Raw genomic sequence first — 15,688 nt, 5'->3', positions numbered from 1 at the left:
GGCTGCGAAACACCCTGTCACCTTTCCAAACTGTCACGTGAGCCCGCGCGGGACCCGTGATAGAAGAGCCTCATGATACCGGGCTTCCTGTGACCATGCGCCGCTGGCTCCTCCTCCTTCTCCTCGTCTCCGCCCTCGGCGCCGGCGCCTGGTGGTTCACCGGCCCGGGCTCGCTGGCGGTGGCCGACCAGCCGGCCTGGCGGACGGCGCGGGCCGACCGCGGCGACGTGGTCGCGGCGGTGAACGCCACCGGCACGATCAACCCGATCTCGACCGTGGTGGTGGGCTCGCAGGTCTCCGGCCAGGTGCTGGAGATCCTCGCCGACTACAATTCGCAGGTGGAGGCGGACCAGGTGCTCGCCCGCCTCGACCCGACGCAGGTGAAGGCGAAGCTCGACGGCGCGCGCGCCGATCTCGCCAACGTGCGCGCGGCGCGCCAGGTGCAGCTCGCCCAGATCGAGCAAGCGCGCTCGGAGATCAACAGGGCGGAGGCGGTGCGGCTCGACGCCATCGCCAAGCTCGCGCAGGTGGAGGCCCAGCTCGCCGAGGCCGAGCGCAACTTCGTGCGCCAGCGCGAGCTCGGCGTGCGCGGCGCGGTGGCGCAGGCGGTGATCGACACGGCGCGGGCCAATGCCGAGGGCCAGCGCGCCGGGCGCGATTCGGCGAAGGCGCAGATCGCCTCGGCGGAGGCCTCCAAGCGCTCGATCGAAGCGGCGCTCCGCGTGGCGGAGGCGCAGGTCGGCACGATCGACGCGCAGATCGCCCAGCGCGAGGCGGTGGTGCGGCAGATCGAGGTCGATCTCTCCAATACCGAGATCCGCTCGCCGGTGAAGGGCACGGTGGTGCAGCGCCAAGTCGAGCTCGGCCAGACGGTGGCGGCCTCGCTGCAGGCGCCGACCCTGTTCCTGGTGGCGCAGGACCTGCGCTCCATGGAGATCTACGCCAATGTCGACGAGGCGGACGTCGGCCGGGTGCGCCCCGGCCAGACCGTCACCTTCACGGTGAACGCCTATCCCGGCCGGGAATTCCGCGGCGAGGTGAAGCTCGTCCGCCTCGGCTCGCAGACGGTGCAGAACGTCGTCATCTACACGGCCATCATCTCCTTCCAGAACCCGCGCATGGAGCTGATGCCAGGCATGACCGCGACGCTGCGGGTCATTTCCGACCGCCGCGAGGGCGTGCTGCGGGTGCCGAACGCGGCGCTGCGCTGGCGCCCGGTCGGCACGGGCGCGCCTGAGCGTCCGGCGGGGCCGACGCCGGCCGCCAATCCCTTCGCCCCGCCCGGCCCCGGCATGGGGCGCGGCGGCGGCGGCCAGCAGCAGGGCGGCGGCCGCCAGATCGGCGAATTCGTCGAGACGCTGAAGACCGAGCTGTCGCTGACCCCCGCGCAGAAGGAGCAGCTCGACGCCATCGTGGCGGAGGCCCGTCCGCAGTTCCGCAGCCTCATGGACCCGTCGATGGACCGCGCCCAGCGGGTGACGCGGGTGCGCGAGATCCGCGCCGAGATGGGCCGCAAGATCGCCGCCATACTGACGGAGGACCAGCGAAAGGCCTTCGCCGACATCAGCGCCCGCTTCGACGGCACGCGCAGCGCCGACGGCGGCCTGCCCGGCCGCGTCTTCGTGGTGGGCGCGGACGGCCAGCCGCAGGCGGTGGCGCTGCGCCTCGGCATCACCGACGGGGCCACGACCGAGGTGATCTCGGGCGATCTCGAACCCGGGCGCGAGCTCATCGTCGGCACCGGCCAGGGGCCCGGGGGAGCTGCGCCGGCACGCCGCGGCTTCCGGATGTTCTGATGGCGCTGATCGACACCAGCGACCTCGCCCGCCACTACACGCTCGGCGACCAGGTGGTGACCGCGCTCGCCGGCGTCTCGGTGACGGTGGACGAGGGCGAGTTCGTCGCCGTCATGGGGCCGTCCGGCTCGGGCAAGTCGACCTTCATGAACCTCGTCGGCTGCCTCGACCGGCCGACGGCCGGGCGCTACGTGCTCGACGGCGAGGAGGTCTCGGGCCTCTCGGCCGATGCGTTGGCCGACGTGCGCAACCGCAAGATCGGCTTCGTCTTCCAGCAGTTCAACCTGCTCGACCGCCAGGACGCGCTGGCCAATGTGGCGCTGCCCATGGTCTATGCCGGCGTGCCGCGCCGCGAGCGCCGGACCCGCGCCGAGGCGGCGCTGGCGAAAGTCGGGCTCGCAGGCCGCGTCCACCACCTGCCGACGCAGCTCTCGGGCGGCCAGCAGCAGCGCGTCGCCATCGCCCGGGCGCTGGTCAACAACCCGAAGGTGCTGCTAGCCGACGAGCCGACCGGCGCCCTCGACAGCCGGACGTCGCTGGAGATCATGGCGCTGTTCCAGGACCTCAACCGGCAGGGCATGACGGTGCTCATCGTCACCCACGAGACGGACGTGGCGACCTTCGCCGGCCGGGTGGTGCGGTTCCGCGACGGCAAGGTGCTGTCCGACACGCGGCAGGCGCCGCTCGATGCGGAGAAGGCGCTGGGGGAGCTGGTGGACGAGGTGGCGTGAGGGGGGAAGAGGCGGAACTGTCCAAAGTCCCATCACCCTTCCTTCACCACCCCATCCCCGGACATAAAGAAATCTTTATGTCTTTATTGCCTCCCGCGGGCGCCCATGCTACAGCCCCGCGCGACAAGCCGGTCATTCCGCCGGCCCGCCTCCGCCTGCGCGCACTTCCGAGGAACCCATGGCTCTCGACCAAGGCAATGACTTCATCGTCAAGGACATCTCGCTCGCTCCCTTCGGCCGCAAGGAGATCGAGCTGGCCGAAACCGAAATGCCGGGCCTCATGGCCATCCGCGCCGAATACGGCCCGGGCCAGCCGCTGAAGGGCGCGCGCATCGCCGGCTCTCTGCACATGACCATCCAGACGGCGGTGCTGATCGAGACGCTGAAGGCTCTCGGCGCCGACATCCGCTGGGTGTCCTGCAACATCTTCTCGACCCAGGACCACGCCGCGGCCGCCATCGCCGCCGCCGGCATCCCGGTCTTCGCCTACAAGGGCGAGAGCCTGGAGGAGTACTGGGACTACACCGCCAAGCTGTTCGACTGGCACGGCGGCGGCGTTCCCAACATGATCCTCGACGACGGCGGCGACGCCACCATGCTCGTCCACTACGGCCTGAAGGCCGAGCAGGGCGACACCGGCTTCCTCGACAAGCCGGGCTCGGACGAGGAGGTCATCTTCTTCGCCCTCATCAAGCGCCTGCTGGGCGAGAAGCCGAAGGGCTGGTTCGCCGAGGTCGCCAAGGCGATCCGCGGCGTCTCGGAAGAGACCACCACGGGCGTGCATCGCCTCTACAAGCTGGCCGAGGAAGGCAAGCTGCTGTTCCCGGCGATCAACGTCAACGACTCGGTCACCAAGTCGAAGTTCGACAACCTCTACGGCTGCCGCGAGTCGCTGGTGGACGCGCTGCGCCGCGGCACCGACGTGATGATGGCCGGCAAGGTCGCCTTCGTCGCCGGCTTCGGTGACGTGGGCAAGGGCTCGGCCGCCTCGCTGCGCCAGGCCGGCTGCCGCGTCGTCGTCTCGGAAGTCGATCCGATCTGCGCCCTGCAGGCGGCCATGGAGGGCTACGAGGTCGCCACCATCGAGGACGCCCTTCCGCGCGCCGACATCTACGTCACCGCCACCGGCAACAAGGACATCATCACCGTCGAGCACATGCGGCAGATGAAGGACCGGGCCATCGTCTGCAACATCGGCCACTTCGACAACGAGATCCAGGTCTCGGGTCTGAAGAACTTCAAGTGGACCAACATCAAGCCGCAGGTCGACGAGATCGAGTTCCCGGCCGGCAACCGCATCATCCTCCTGTCGGAGGGTCGCCTGGTGAACCTCGGCAACGCCATGGGTCATCCGAGCTTCGTGATGTCGTCGTCGTTCTCGAACCAGACGCTTGCCCAGATCGAGCTCTGGCAGAACCGCGACAACGGCAAGTACGACAAGAAGGTCTACACCCTGCCGAAGTTCCTCGACGAGAAGGTCGCCGCGCTGCACCTCGAGAAGCTCGGCGTGAAGCTGACCAAGATGACCAAGGACCAGGCGGACTACATCGGCGTTCCCGAGAAGGGCCCGTTCAAGCCCGACCACTACCGCTATTGATCGCAGGCTTCGGCTTTGCGAGAGGAAGGCCCGGCATCGCGCCGGGCCTTTTCCGTTCGGGGCGACCTGCACGGGACAAGTGCGTCCTTCGAGGCTCGCCTCCGGACGATGCTGGCGCATCGCCGGGGCCTCGCACCTCAGGATGAGGCCGATGGGTGAATCGCACAAAGGTCCCATGAAGCGGAACCGTCACGCTTCCTCGACCGCGCTGCCAAGCACGACCACCCTCATCCCGAGGTGCGAGAGAGCGAAGCGAACGAGCCTCGAAGGACGCAATTTTCTCATGCAGCGCTCCCTCACCCATAAATCCAAGCCATGCCCCTGACCCTCTCCACACTCGCCGCCGGCATCGTCGCTCCCCTCGTCGGTTTCGCCGGCACGGTGGCGCTGGTCATCGCCGCGGCGCAGGCGGTGGGCGCGACGCCGGCCGAGACCATATCCTGGCTCGCCGCCATCTCGCTGGCCAAGGCGCTCGGCGGCATCGCGCTGACCTGGCGCTACCGCATCCCCGTCGTGCTCGCCTGGTCGACGCCGGGCGCGGCGCTGATCGGTGCCTCCTCCGGCATCGCCTTTCCGCAAGCCGTCGGCGCCTTCGTGCTGGCGGCGGGGCTGATCATCCTCACGGGCCTCGTCAAGCCGCTCGGCGACTGGGTGGCGAAGCTCCCCGCCGCCATCGCCTCGGCCATGCTGGCGGGCATCCTGGTCAAGTTCGTCATGGACGTCGCCCTGGCAGCTCCCGGCGCGCCCTGGCTCGTCCTGCCGCTGGTGGCGATCTTCCTCGTCATGCGCCTCGCCCATCCGGCGAGCGCCATGCTGGCGGTGGTGGCGGCGGGCGTGGCGCTGACCTATGCGCTGGGCCTCGCAGGGCCGCTGCCGACCGATCTCGGCCTCGCGCATGTCGTCTGGACGACTCCCGTCTTCGATCCCGCCGTGCTGATCGGCCTCGGCGTGCCGCTCTATCTCGTCACCATGGCGGGGCAGAACCTGCCGGGCATCGCCGTGCTCAGGGCGAACGGCTACGACCCCAAGGTCGGCCCGATCATCGCCACGACCGGCTTCGTCTCGCTGCTCTCGGCGCCCTTCGGCGCGCACCCGTCGAACCTCGCCGCCATCACGGCGGCCATCGCGGCCGGGCCCGATTCCCATCCCGATCCGGCGAAGCGCTGGCCGGCCGGCATCGTCTATGGCATCGCCTTCCTCTTCTTCGCCGCCTTCGCCGGCCCCTTCGTGGCGCTCTTCGCCGCCATGCCCAAGGCGCTCATCGCGACCATCGCGGGCCTGGCGCTCAGCGGCGCGCTGATGGGCTCGCTGGCGGTCGCCATGGGCGACGTGCAGACCCGCTTTCCCGCCCTCCTGACCTTTGCGGTGGCGGCGTCGGGCGTGACGGTCGCCGGCATCGGCGCCGCCTTCTGGGGGCTTGCCGCCGGCCTCGTCGCCTTCGCCGTGGAGCGGGCCTGGCAGGCGTTCGCGGGGCGCCGGGCTGCGTCACGAGGCGGTGAACATCCTCGCTCGTCGCCTTGAACCGGCGGCGCCCGACGCCTACCTTGACGGCAACTTTCCGATTCCTCCCGACCGCCAGGAGAACCACCATGGGCGCCGTCGCCGCCACCACCGACGCATCCTTCGACACCGACGTCATCAAGTCCGACACGCCGGTCGTGGTCGATTTCTGGGCCCCCTGGTGCGGCCCCTGCCGCATGATCGCGCCGGCCCTCGACGCCATCTCGGCCGAGATGGGCGACAAGGTGAAGATCGTGAAGGTCAATGTCGACGAGAACCCGAAGATCGCGTCGAACTACGGCATCATGTCCATCCCGACGCTGATGATCTTCAAGGGCGGCCAGATGGTCGACCGCAAGACCGGTGCGGCTCCGCAGGCTGCGCTGAAGCAGTGGATCTCCGGCCACGCCTGACCGGCATTCGCCGTCCCTGCTCGCGAAAGCCGCCGGTTTCCGGCGGCTTTTTCGTGGGCGGCCCCGGATTCGTCCGACTGCCGGGGCCCCGGCGGGCGTGACAGCATGACGGCGTGACCGGCGAGAGCGACACAGAGACCGACACCCGGACTGCCGTCCCCATCCGCCGGCGCCTCGCGCAGGGCGGCGCGCGGCTGTTCGACTGGCTGCTGCCGCCGCTCTGCCTCGCCTGCCGCAACCCGGTTGGGAGCCACCACGCGCTCTGCCCCGCCTGCTGGAGGGACGTCGCCTTCATCACCGCGCCGGTCTGCGAGAGGCTCGGCACGCCGCTGGCCTTCGACCTCGGCCCCGGCGCCCTATCTCCGGCCGCCATCGCCCAGCCGCCGGCCTTCGACCGGGCGCGCGCCGCCTTCCGCTTCGACGCGGTGGGGCGGGCGCTGGTGCACGCGCTGAAATACGGCGACCGGCTGGAGGTGGCGGTGGCGCTCTCCGCCTGGATGGCGCGCTCCGGGCGCGAGCTGCTGGCCGATGCCGACGCGCTGGTGCCGGTGCCGCTGCACTGGACGCGGCTCGTCTCCCGCCGCTTCAACCAGGCCGCCGAGCTGACGCGGCACCTCTCGGCCCTCACCGGCGTCGCCAACGAGCCGCTGCTGCTGAAGCGCGTGCGCCGCACCCGCCATCAGGTGGGGCTGACGCGGGCGCAGCGGCTGGAGAACGTCACCGGCGCCTTCCGCATCGCCGAGGATCAGAAGGGCTGGGTCACCGGCAAGCGGCTGGTGCTGGTGGACGACGTGCTGACGACCGGCGCCACCCTCGAGGCCTGCTGCCGGGTGCTACGGCGGGCGGGCGCCGCGCGCATCGACGTGCTGACCGCGGCGAGGGTTGTGGAGGGGCACGGCGCGGTCCATATCTGAAGGCCTGTGACAGCGCCAACGGATGCCGCGATGCCGGAAATCACCGTCTACACCAAGGACTATTGCCCCTATTGCCACGCCGCGAAGGAGCTCCTTCGCAAGAAGGGCGCCGCCTTCACCGAGGTGGACATCCAGAAGCATCCCGAGCGCCGGGCCGAGATGATCCAGAAGGCCGGCGGCCGCACCACCGTGCCGCAGATCTTCATCGGCGGTCAGCACGTGGGCGGCTGCGACGACATCCACGACCTCGACGGCGCCGGCAAGCTCGACCCCCTGCTGAAGGCCTGATCCATGGCCGGAGCGGGCAGCGGAACCTTCACGGCGGCCTGCGTGCAGATGCGCGCGGATGTCGAGGTCAGGCCGAGCGTCGATCAGGCCATCGCCCTGATCCGCGAGGCCGCGAGGTCCGGCGCGCACTACGTGCAGACGCCGGAAATGACCAACATCCTGCAGCCGGAGCGGCCGAAATTCTTCGAGGCCATCCGCTCGGAGGCCGAGGACCCCTCCATCCCGCTGTTCCAGGCCGAGGCCATGCAGCTCGGCATCTGGCTGCACGTCGGCTCGCTCGCCATCAAGGTGGGCGAGAGGCAGGCGGCGAACCGCGGCTATGTCATCTCACCCGACGGCGAGGTGGTGGCGGCCTACGACAAGATCCACATGTTCGACGTGGATCTGCCCAACGGCCAGACCTACCGGGAATCGGCCGCCTATGCGCCCGGCGACGTCGCGGTGATGGCCGAGCTGCCCTGGCTGCGCCTCGGCGTCACCATCTGCTACGACCTGCGCTTCCCGCACCTCTACCGGCGCCTCGCCGAGCAGGGGGCGGGGCTGATGGCCATTCCCTCCTCCTTCACCGTGCCGACGGGCGAGGCGCACTGGCACGTGCTGATGCGCGCCCGTGCCATCGAGAACGGCGCCTTCGTGGTGGCGGCGGCGCAGGGCGGCCAGCATGCCTGCGGCCGGGCCACCTATGGCCACAGCCTCATCGTCGACCCGTGGGGCCGGATCCTCGCCGAGGCGGACCACGACGAGCCGGCGGTCATCCTCGCGGAGATCGATCCGGGCAAGGTCGGCGAGACGCGCGGCCGCATTCCCTCGCTCGCCAACGGGCGGGTGTTCCGGGTGGCGGAGACGCCATGATCCGCTACGCCCTCCATTGCGACAAGGCACATGAGTTCGAGAGCTGGTTCCCCTCCTCCGACAGCTACGAGGCGCAGCGGAAACAGGGCTTCGTCGCCTGCCCGGTCTGCGGCTCGACCAGGATCGACAAGGCGCTGATGGCGCCGCAGGTGGCGCGCAAGGACCGGGCTCCGGTCGCCGAGCCGGCGACGCCCACGCCGCCGCCCTCGCCCGTGGCGGTGGTCTCGCCGGTGGAGCAGGAGCTGCGCGCCAAGCTGCGCGAACTGCGCGAGCACATCGTCAAGACCGCCGATCCCGTCGGCGAGCGCTTCGCCGAGGAAGCCCGCAAGATCCATTACGGCGAGACCGAGCACCGCTCCATCTACGGCCAGGCGACGCCGGAGGAGGCGCGCGAGCTCGCCGAGGAAGGCATCGAGTTCCACGCCCTGCCGGTGCTGCCCGACGACCGCAACTGATGCGGCAAGAAGCGGCTTTGCGCGACGCCCGCCGCCTGCTAGGCGAGGGGCCGAGGAGCCCCTGAATGATCCGTCTGCTCGCGCTCGCCGCCCTTGCCGCCCCCCTTCTGTCCCCCGCCGCTCTCGCCGCACCCGCCAGCGTCCGCATCGCCAACGAGAGCGTGCCGACGCTCTGCGCCGAGGAGGACAATGTCGACCTCAGGCTGCACGGGTCCGCCGTGCGGCGCTTCCGGGTGGAGGCGCTGCATCCGGCCGCCATCGGCACCATCGTCTCCGACATCACGGCGCCGGACTTCACCGACTGCACCATCACCGACAAGGCGGATTTCCGCTTCACCCCGCGCGACGTCGTCCTGCATGAGGACGAGCGCATCAAGGTGCTCGGCATCACCTTCGACAAGTTCTGGCGGCCGGACCGGGTGCCCTTCACCGTGGGCAGCCGCACCGAGGACGATTTCCACCTCGTCCAGCTCTACCACAAGGAGCCGGGCAAGGCCCCTTACGAGTTCCTCGTCATCTATCCGGTCGACGGCTACTGGCGGCTGAAGCCGCAGCCGCCGGCGCATCTCACCGACATCGTCTACGGCACCTCGATGCTGGTCGGCCCGATCGAGATGATGCAGCGCCCGATCGTCAACATGAGCGCCATCCGCTTCGATCCCGCGACCCTGACCTTCCACCTCTCCTTCAAGCTCGGCGGCTCGGCGGAGGTGAAGGTCGCCGGCCTCGACCGCAACCGCGTCGCGCTGGACGTGGTCTTCTCGCAACCGGTGACGGGGCGTCCCTTTGCCGGCCTGCGCTCCATGTACGTCACCGAGACCAATGCCGACGGCGCCCGCGTCGAATGGCGGGCGGCCGGCGCCAACCGCTGGCAGGAGGCGCCAGTGATGGATTTCCGCGGCGGCGAGGGCATCGAGATGAAGCTGACGCGGGCGGTGCCGAGCCGGCACAACACCTCGGCGCCGGATTACCGATTCATGGGCTTCGCCGACTGAGACAACGAAAGAGCGGCAGGGCCGCGGGGGAGGAACGCCATGCAGGCCATCGTCATCGAGGGGTTCGGCGATCCCGCCGCCACCATTCGTCTGCGCGACATGCCGGAGCCGCCGCCGCCCGCCCCCGGCGAGGTGACGGTGGAGATGCTGGTGCTCAACATCAACCCCTCCGACCTCCTGCAGATCCAGGGGCTCTACGGCACGTCGCGGCCGCCGCTGCCCTTCATCCCCGGCGGCGAGGCGGTGGGCCGCGTCGCGGCGGTGGGAGAGGGCGTGAGCGGGCTCGCGGTCGGCGACATCGTCTCGCCGATGATCCTCAACTGCTGGGTGGAGCGGGTGAACCTCAAGGCGGCCCTCGCCATGAAGCTGCCCGCCGACATCGACCTCGCCCAGGCGGCCATGCTGAAGGGCAATCCCGCCACCGCCGAGGCGCTGCTGTCGGACCAGGTGGCGCTCCAGCCAGGCGACTGGCTGATGCAGAACGCGGCGAACTCCGCCGTCGGCACCTTCCTCGTCCGGCTGGCGAAGCAGCGCGGCATCAACACGCTCAACGTCGTGCGCCGCGACAGCGCCGTGGCGGGGGTGCTCGAAGCGGGCGGAACGGCGGTGCTGGCCGATGCGCTGGATGATCCCCGCGCGTTCCGGAAAAAGGTGCAGGAGGCGACCGGCGGGGCGCCGGTGAAGCTCGCCATCGACGCCATCGGCGGCGCGGCGACCGGCGTCATGGCGGGAGCGCTCGCCGACGGCGGCACCATCGTCAATTACGGCCTTCTTTCCGGCGAGCAGTGCCGCATCGACGCCCAGCACCTGATCTTCCGCAAGATCAGCCTCAAGGGCTTCTGGCTGATCCACTGGTTCCAGGACGCGGGACGGGCCCGCATCGCCGAGACCTATGGGCGGATCGCCCGCGGCATGGCCGACGGGACGCTGACGACGCCGGTGGCGGATGTGGTGCCGATGGCGGAGGCGGCGCGCGCCATGGCGCTCGCCGGCGCGGGCGGCCGGTCGGGCAAGGTGCTGATGGTGACGCCGGCCGGGGTCGAAGCGGGGGTCGGCTGACGTTCAGCCTCTCCTCCTCCCTCCTCCGTCCCGATTGACCTCGCCCCCGCCCCGCGCGATGGATCGCGGGAAGGGCCGCCGACGAGCCCGCATGACAGTGCCGGAGGGGAGCCATGGCCCGCAATCTCGAGGGTGAGTGGGACTACATCGTCTGCGGCGCCGGCACGGCCGGCTGCCTGATGGCGAACCGGCTGTCGGCAGACCCGAAGAACCGGGTGCTGCTGCTGGAAGCCGGCGGCAAGGACGACTGGATCTGGTTCCACATCCCCGTCGGCTATCTCTTCGCCATCGGCAATCCGCGCGCCGACTGGATGTTCCGCACCGAGGCCGAGCCCGGCCTCAACGGCCGCTCGCTCATCTATCCGCGCGGCAAGGTGATCGGCGGCTCCTCCGCCATCAACGCCATGATCACCATGCGCGGGCAGGCCGCCGATTACGACCACTGGCGCCAGCTCGGCCTGACCGGATGGGGCTGGGACGACGTGAAGCCGGTCTTCCGCAAGCTCGAGGACCATTTCCTCGGGGACAGCGAGCATCACGGCACCGGCGGTGAATGGCGGGTGGAGGCACCGCGGGTGCGCTGGGAGCTGCTCGACCGGGTGCGCGAGGCCGCGGTGCAGATGGGCGTGCGCCCGCTCGACGACTTCAACACCGGCGACAATGAGGGCACCGCCTATTTCCACGTCAACCAGAAGAAGGGCCTGCGCTGGTCCTCCGCCCGCGGCTTCGTCAAGCCGGTGATCGACGAGCGCGACAATTTCGACCTCCTCTCCGGCGTGACGGTGGAGAAGGTCATCGTCGAGGGCGGCCGCGCCACCGCCGTGCAGTTCCGCCAGGGCAACGAGAGCGTCGTCGCCCGCTGCCGCGGCGAGGTGGTGCTCACCGCCGGCTCCATCGGCACGACCCAGATCCTCGAGCTCTCCGGCATCGGCCACGGCGACGTGCTGCAGCGCCACGGCATTGCCGTGGTGAAGGAGAAGCCCGGCGTCGGCGGCAACCTGCAGGACCACCTGCAGATCCGCGCCATCTACAAGGTCCACGGCATCAAGACGCTGAACGAGACCTACCACAACCTGTTCAAGCGCGGCCTGATGGGCCTCGAATATCTCGTCCGCCGCACCGGGCCGCTGACCATGGCGCCGAGCCAGCTCGGCATCTTCACCCGCTCGGACCCGTCGCAGGAGCGGGCCAACATCCAGTTCCACGTCCAGCCGCTGTCGCTCGACAAGTTCGGCGATCCGCTGCACCGCTATCCCGCCGTCACCGTGGCGCCCTGCAACCTCCGGCCGACCTCGCGCGGGCATGTGCACATCCGCTCGGCCGACCCGGCGGACAAGCCCGTCATCGCGCCGAACTATCTCGCCACCGAGGAGGACCGGCAGGTGGCGGCGGATTCGCTGCGGGTGACGCGGCGGCTCATGGGCCAGGCGGCCCTCGCCCCGTACCGGCCCGAGGAGGTGCTTCCCGGCCCGGTGATCGGCGACGACGCCGAGAGCCTGGCGAAGGCCGCCGGCGACATCGGCACCACCATCTTCCACCCCGTGGGAACGGCGAAGATGGGCCTTTCCTCTGACCCGCTCGCCGTGGTGGACGAGCGTCTCCGGGTGATCGGGGTGGAGGGGCTGAGGGTGGCGGATGCGTCCGTCATGCCGACCATCACCTCCGGCAACACCAACACGCCGACGCTGATGATCGCCGAGAAGGGCGCGCGGATGATTCTGGAGGATGGGCGGGGCTGAGAGTGTCTTGCGCCGGGAGCCTCGCCCTGCATCGGGCAAGTGCGTCCTTGGAGGCTCGCTGCCGCTCGCACCTCAGGATGAGGACCGGTGTGTCTGGCTCAGCTGTGTCTCACTCATCGGCCGGGAGCCGCGGCTTTACCCCGCAGTGCCATTCTCAAACCTCCTCATCCTGAGGTGCGAGCTCCGGCGATGCGAGAGCATCGTCCGGCAGCGAGCCTCGAAGGACGCACTTCGATCGTGCCGATGACCCGCACGGCATAACCCGACGCGTCGGATCGGCTTCGCGTCGTCGCCGGCCCCCCCACCCCTGACCCCTCCCCGCCGCAAGCGGGGGGAGGGGAATGGCGGCCATCCTTGCAGCCTCTGCGCCGCCCGTCCCCAGCAGAAGACTTACATCCCCTCCCCCCGCTTGCGGAGGGGAGGGGTCAGGGGTGGGGGGCGTCCTTAGCTCGGGCGCAGAAACCGTCTCAACGCGCCCGCGACGCCAGGATCGCCTCCACCGTCTCCTGCACCTCCAGCGCCTCGGCGAGGGTGGCGAGGTGGTGCGGTTCGCCGCGCACCAGCGCCGCGACGCCCTCGAGCTGGCGGCGCAGCACCAGCGGGCGCATCTTTTCGTTCGGCAGGGCCTCGGGGTCGGGCTGCCAGGACCCGTCCGCCATCCGCCGCTCGGCGATCGACCAGTCGCGCAGCCGGACGGCGCCGGCATCGCCCTCGATCATCCAGATGTTGTGGTCGTCCTTCGCCGTCGTGCCGACCGCGCCGGTCAGCGTCACCGGGAGGCCTCCCGCCGTCAGCGTCGCGGCGATGCGGCGCTCCGACTTGCCCGGCTCCGGATAGTCCGCCGTCGCCTTCAGCTCCGCCAGCGGGCCGCCGAGGCGGCGCGACAGGAAGAGGAAATGCGACACCACCTCGCGGGTGATGCCACCCTGCGCGGTCCCGTCCAGCCAGCCCGCCGCATCCCGCTGCCAGGAGCGCGGCCAGGTGGCGAAGGCGACCTCGACGGTGATCCGGTCAGGCGTTCCCACCACCCCCTCGCCGATCCAGCGGTTGAGCGTCGCCACCCCGAAGGAGGAGGCGAAGGGGAAGTTCACCGCGCCGCGCCCGCCGGCTTCCGCCACGAAGGCGCGGGCGTCGGCGACGTCCACCGCCAGCGGCTTCTCGCAGAAGACGGACTTGCCGGCCGCCAGCGCCGCCCGGGCATGAGCCAGATGCGAGGCGGGCGGCGAGGCGATGTAGAGGCAGTCGCAGGCGGCGATCACCGCCGCCGCGTCGGGCAGACGCGGCACGCCGGGAAAGGCCGCGGCGATGCGCGCCATGGCCTCGGCCGAGGGGTCCCAGATGCCGGCGAGGCGCACCACATCGGCGGCATGGCCAAGGGCGGCGCCGGCAAGGCGCTCGCCCATGATGCCCGCGCCGACAATGCCGAGCGCGACGGGCTTCGCGGTCACGCCCGCGCTCACGCCGGCATCGCCGTCTCGACGACCTTGGCGAGATAGCTCGTCCCCGCCGGAATGGCGTTGTCGTCGAAATTATAGGCCGGGTGGTGGCAGGCGGCGGTGTCGCCGTTGCCGAGGAAGATGTAGCAGCCCGGCCGCTCGTTCAGCATGTAGGAGAAGTCCTCGGCGCCCATCAGCGGCGGCGTCTCCGGGTCGACCTTGTCCGCGCCGACCACGGACTGCGCCACCTTCACGGCGAAGTCGGTCTGGTCGGCGTGGTTGAAGGTGACGGGATAGCCGCGCTGGTAGTCGAGCCGGCCGACGCAGCCCATGCCCTTCGCCATGCTTTCCACCAGCTCCTTCATCCGGGCTTCCACGAGGTCCTGGATCTCCGGCTTGAAGGTGCGCACCGTGCCGAGCATGCGCAGGGTCTGCGGGATGACGTTGAAGGCCTCACCCGCCTTCACCGAGGTGATGGAGACCACCGCGCTCTCGATGGGGTCGACGTTGCGCGAGACGATGGTCTGCATGGCGAGGCCGATGGCGAAACCCGCCTGGACCGGGTCGACGCACAGATGCGGCATGGCGCCGTGGCCGCCCTTGCCCTCGATCTCGATGATGAAGCGGTCGGCGGCCGCCATGGCCGGGCCCTTGCGCACGGCGAAGGTGCCGAGCGGGATGCCCGGCATGTTGTGAAGGCCATAGACCTCCTGGATGTTCCAGCGGGTCATCAGGCCGTCCTTGACCATGGCGTCGCCGCCGCCGCCGCCCTCTTCCGCCGGCTGGAAGATCATGATGGCGGTGCCGTCGAAATTGCGCGTCTCGGCCAGGTATTTGGCCGCGCCCAGCAGCATGGCGGTGTGGCCGTCGTGGCCGCAGGCGTGCATCTTGCCCGGCACCTTGGACTTGTAGGGCAGGTCGGTCGCCTCCTCGATGGGCAGCGCGTCCATGTCGGCGCGCAGGCCAACCACCTTGCCCGAGCCGTTCTTGCGGCCCTTGATGACGGCGACGACGCCGGTCTGGCCGATGCCGGGCACCACCTCGTCGCATCCGAAGGCCTTCAGCTTCTCCGCCACGATGCCGGCGGTGCGGTGCACGTCGTAGAGCAGCTCCGGATTTTCGTGGAAGTCGCGGCGCCAGGCGGTGATCTCGTCGTGAAGGTCGGCAACGCGGTTGATGACGGGCATGGAAATCTCCGGAAGGGCAGGCGAAAGCGGGAGGCTAGCGCGGCGGCGGCGCGGAAGCGAGGGGGCCGGCGGGATCGCTGGAATGCCGGGAGGTCATGAGGTCGCGCGTCAGACCCTGTCATGCTAGGGTGACACTCCGCACCACGAGGTGTCACCATGGCGGCAGGCAAGGCCACGACGACGCTGAAGCTGGACGAGACGCTGAAGGAGCGCGTCCGGCAGCTGGCCGAGGCGCGCCAGCGAACACCCCACTGGATCATGCGCGAGGCCATCGCGGATTATGTCCAGCGCGAGGAGGCGCGTGAAGCCTTCCAGCGCGAGGCGATGGACTCCTGGCGGGCCTTCCGCGAGACGGGAGAGCATCTGACAGGCACCGAAGTCGATGCCTGGCTGGCCGGCTGGGGCACAGAAGACGAGGCCGAGGCTCCCGTTTGCCACGAGTGATCATCGCAGCGGGCGCGGTCGCCGGCCTCGAACGATGCCGGCGCTTCCTCGCGGCCCGCGATCGCCGGGCCTCGCAGCGGGCCGCGGCGGAGATACGCCGGCATTTCTCGGCGCTCGAGCGGTTGCCTGGCATGGGGCGGCCGGTGGGTCGCGAGGGGCTTCGTGAACTGGTCATCCCCTTCGGAGCCGCAGGCTACGTCGCTCTCTATCGTCACGAGCCGGATGAGGATCGGGTGCTGATCCTGGCATTCCGCCACCAGCGGGAAGCCGGATACTGACAGG

General features: G+C 70.1%; 16 protein-coding genes. 14 read left to right on the top strand and 2 right to left on the bottom strand.

Annotated elements, in window-relative coordinates; all coding sequences use genetic code 11:
* Positions 1 to 95: 95 nt before the first annotated feature.
* The 12 genes from C6569_RS22065 (at position 96) to C6569_RS21085 (ending at position 12,339) form a co-directional block, all read left to right on the top strand.
* Complete coding sequence (locus tag C6569_RS22065; RefSeq protein ID WP_181313847.1) at positions 96 to 1,796, top strand: Spy/CpxP family protein refolding chaperone; 1,701 nt, start codon at positions 96 to 98, stop codon at positions 1,794 to 1,796.
* Positions 1,796 to 2,527, top strand: a complete 732-nt coding sequence (locus C6569_RS21135; RefSeq protein ID WP_106750715.1) for an ABC transporter ATP-binding protein — start codon at positions 1,796 to 1,798, stop codon at positions 2,525 to 2,527. Before C6569_RS22065 ends, C6569_RS21135 begins: the two co-directional genes overlap by 1 nt.
* A gap of 178 nt (positions 2,528 to 2,705) precedes the next feature.
* Complete coding sequence (ahcY, locus tag C6569_RS21130) at positions 2,706 to 4,124, top strand: adenosylhomocysteinase (protein ID WP_106750714.1); 1,419 nt, start codon at positions 2,706 to 2,708, stop codon at positions 4,122 to 4,124.
* Positions 4,125 to 4,439: 315 nt separating this feature from the next.
* On the top strand, positions 4,440 to 5,645 hold the full coding sequence (locus C6569_RS21125) for a benzoate/H(+) symporter BenE family transporter (RefSeq protein ID WP_215905772.1): 1,206 nt from the start codon (positions 4,440 to 4,442) through the stop codon (positions 5,643 to 5,645).
* Positions 5,646 to 5,713: 68 nt separating this feature from the next.
* Entirely contained in the window at positions 5,714 to 6,037 is a 324-nt protein-coding gene (gene trxA, locus C6569_RS21120) for a thioredoxin (RefSeq protein WP_106750713.1), read from the top strand.
* 113 nt (positions 6,038 to 6,150) lie between these two features.
* A complete protein-coding gene (locus tag C6569_RS21115; protein ID WP_106750712.1) occupies positions 6,151 to 6,951 on the top strand; it encodes a ComF family protein in 801 nt (266 codons plus the stop codon).
* 30 nt (positions 6,952 to 6,981) lie between these two features.
* A complete protein-coding gene (gene grxC, locus C6569_RS21110; RefSeq protein ID WP_106750711.1) occupies positions 6,982 to 7,239 on the top strand; it encodes a glutaredoxin 3 in 258 nt (85 codons plus the stop codon).
* Between the two features lie 3 nt (positions 7,240 to 7,242).
* Complete coding sequence (locus C6569_RS21105) at positions 7,243 to 8,091, top strand: carbon-nitrogen hydrolase family protein (RefSeq protein WP_106750710.1); 849 nt, start codon at positions 7,243 to 7,245, stop codon at positions 8,089 to 8,091.
* Positions 8,088 to 8,546 carry a DUF1178 family protein gene (locus tag C6569_RS21100; protein WP_106750709.1) on the top strand — a complete coding sequence of 153 codons (459 nt, stop codon included), beginning with the start codon at positions 8,088 to 8,090 and terminating at the stop codon, positions 8,544 to 8,546. The genes C6569_RS21105 and C6569_RS21100 overlap by 4 nt, the downstream gene beginning before the upstream one ends.
* A 65-nt stretch (positions 8,547 to 8,611) precedes the next feature.
* On the top strand, positions 8,612 to 9,541 hold the full coding sequence (locus C6569_RS21095) for a hypothetical protein (RefSeq protein WP_106750708.1): 930 nt from the start codon (positions 8,612 to 8,614) through the stop codon (positions 9,539 to 9,541).
* 39 nt (positions 9,542 to 9,580) lie between these two features.
* A complete protein-coding gene (locus tag C6569_RS21090) occupies positions 9,581 to 10,600 on the top strand; it encodes a zinc-dependent alcohol dehydrogenase family protein (RefSeq protein WP_106750707.1) in 1,020 nt (339 codons plus the stop codon).
* A 113-nt stretch (positions 10,601 to 10,713) separates the two neighbouring features.
* A complete protein-coding gene (locus C6569_RS21085) occupies positions 10,714 to 12,339 on the top strand; it encodes a GMC family oxidoreductase (protein ID WP_106750706.1) in 1,626 nt (541 codons plus the stop codon).
* A gap of 467 nt (positions 12,340 to 12,806) precedes the next feature.
* On the opposite strand, the gene C6569_RS21080 is transcribed toward C6569_RS21085, so the two are convergent.
* Together C6569_RS21080 and C6569_RS21075 are read right to left on the bottom strand one after the other, a co-directional pair.
* The gene (locus C6569_RS21080) at positions 12,807 to 13,787 is read right to left on the bottom strand and encodes a Gfo/Idh/MocA family protein (protein ID WP_106751181.1); all 981 of its coding nucleotides are present in this window, start codon (positions 13,785 to 13,787) and stop codon (positions 12,807 to 12,809) included.
* An 8-nt stretch (positions 13,788 to 13,795) separates the two neighbouring features.
* Positions 13,796 to 14,962 (bottom strand): M20 aminoacylase family protein, encoded by a 1,167-nt coding sequence (locus C6569_RS21075; protein WP_106750705.1) that lies wholly within the window; start codon positions 14,960 to 14,962, stop codon positions 13,796 to 13,798.
* Between the two features lie 156 nt (positions 14,963 to 15,118).
* On the opposite strand from C6569_RS21075, the gene C6569_RS21070 reads away from it, so the two are divergent.
* Positions 15,119 to 15,406, top strand: coding sequence for a CopG family ribbon-helix-helix protein (locus C6569_RS21070; protein ID WP_106750704.1), 288 nt, complete (start codon positions 15,119 to 15,121; stop codon positions 15,404 to 15,406).
* Positions 15,403 to 15,684 carry a type II toxin-antitoxin system RelE/ParE family toxin gene (locus tag C6569_RS21065; protein ID WP_245898185.1) on the top strand — a complete coding sequence of 94 codons (282 nt, stop codon included), beginning with the start codon at positions 15,403 to 15,405 and terminating at the stop codon, positions 15,682 to 15,684. Before C6569_RS21070 ends, C6569_RS21065 begins: the two co-directional genes overlap by 4 nt.
* The last annotated feature ends 4 nt before the right edge of the window (positions 15,685 to 15,688 follow it).

The organism is Phreatobacter cathodiphilus (genome assembly GCF_003008515.1).
Taxonomy (GTDB): domain Bacteria; phylum Pseudomonadota; class Alphaproteobacteria; order Rhizobiales; family Phreatobacteraceae; genus Phreatobacter; species Phreatobacter cathodiphilus.
This window is presented reverse-complemented; position numbering and strand designations above follow the sequence as displayed.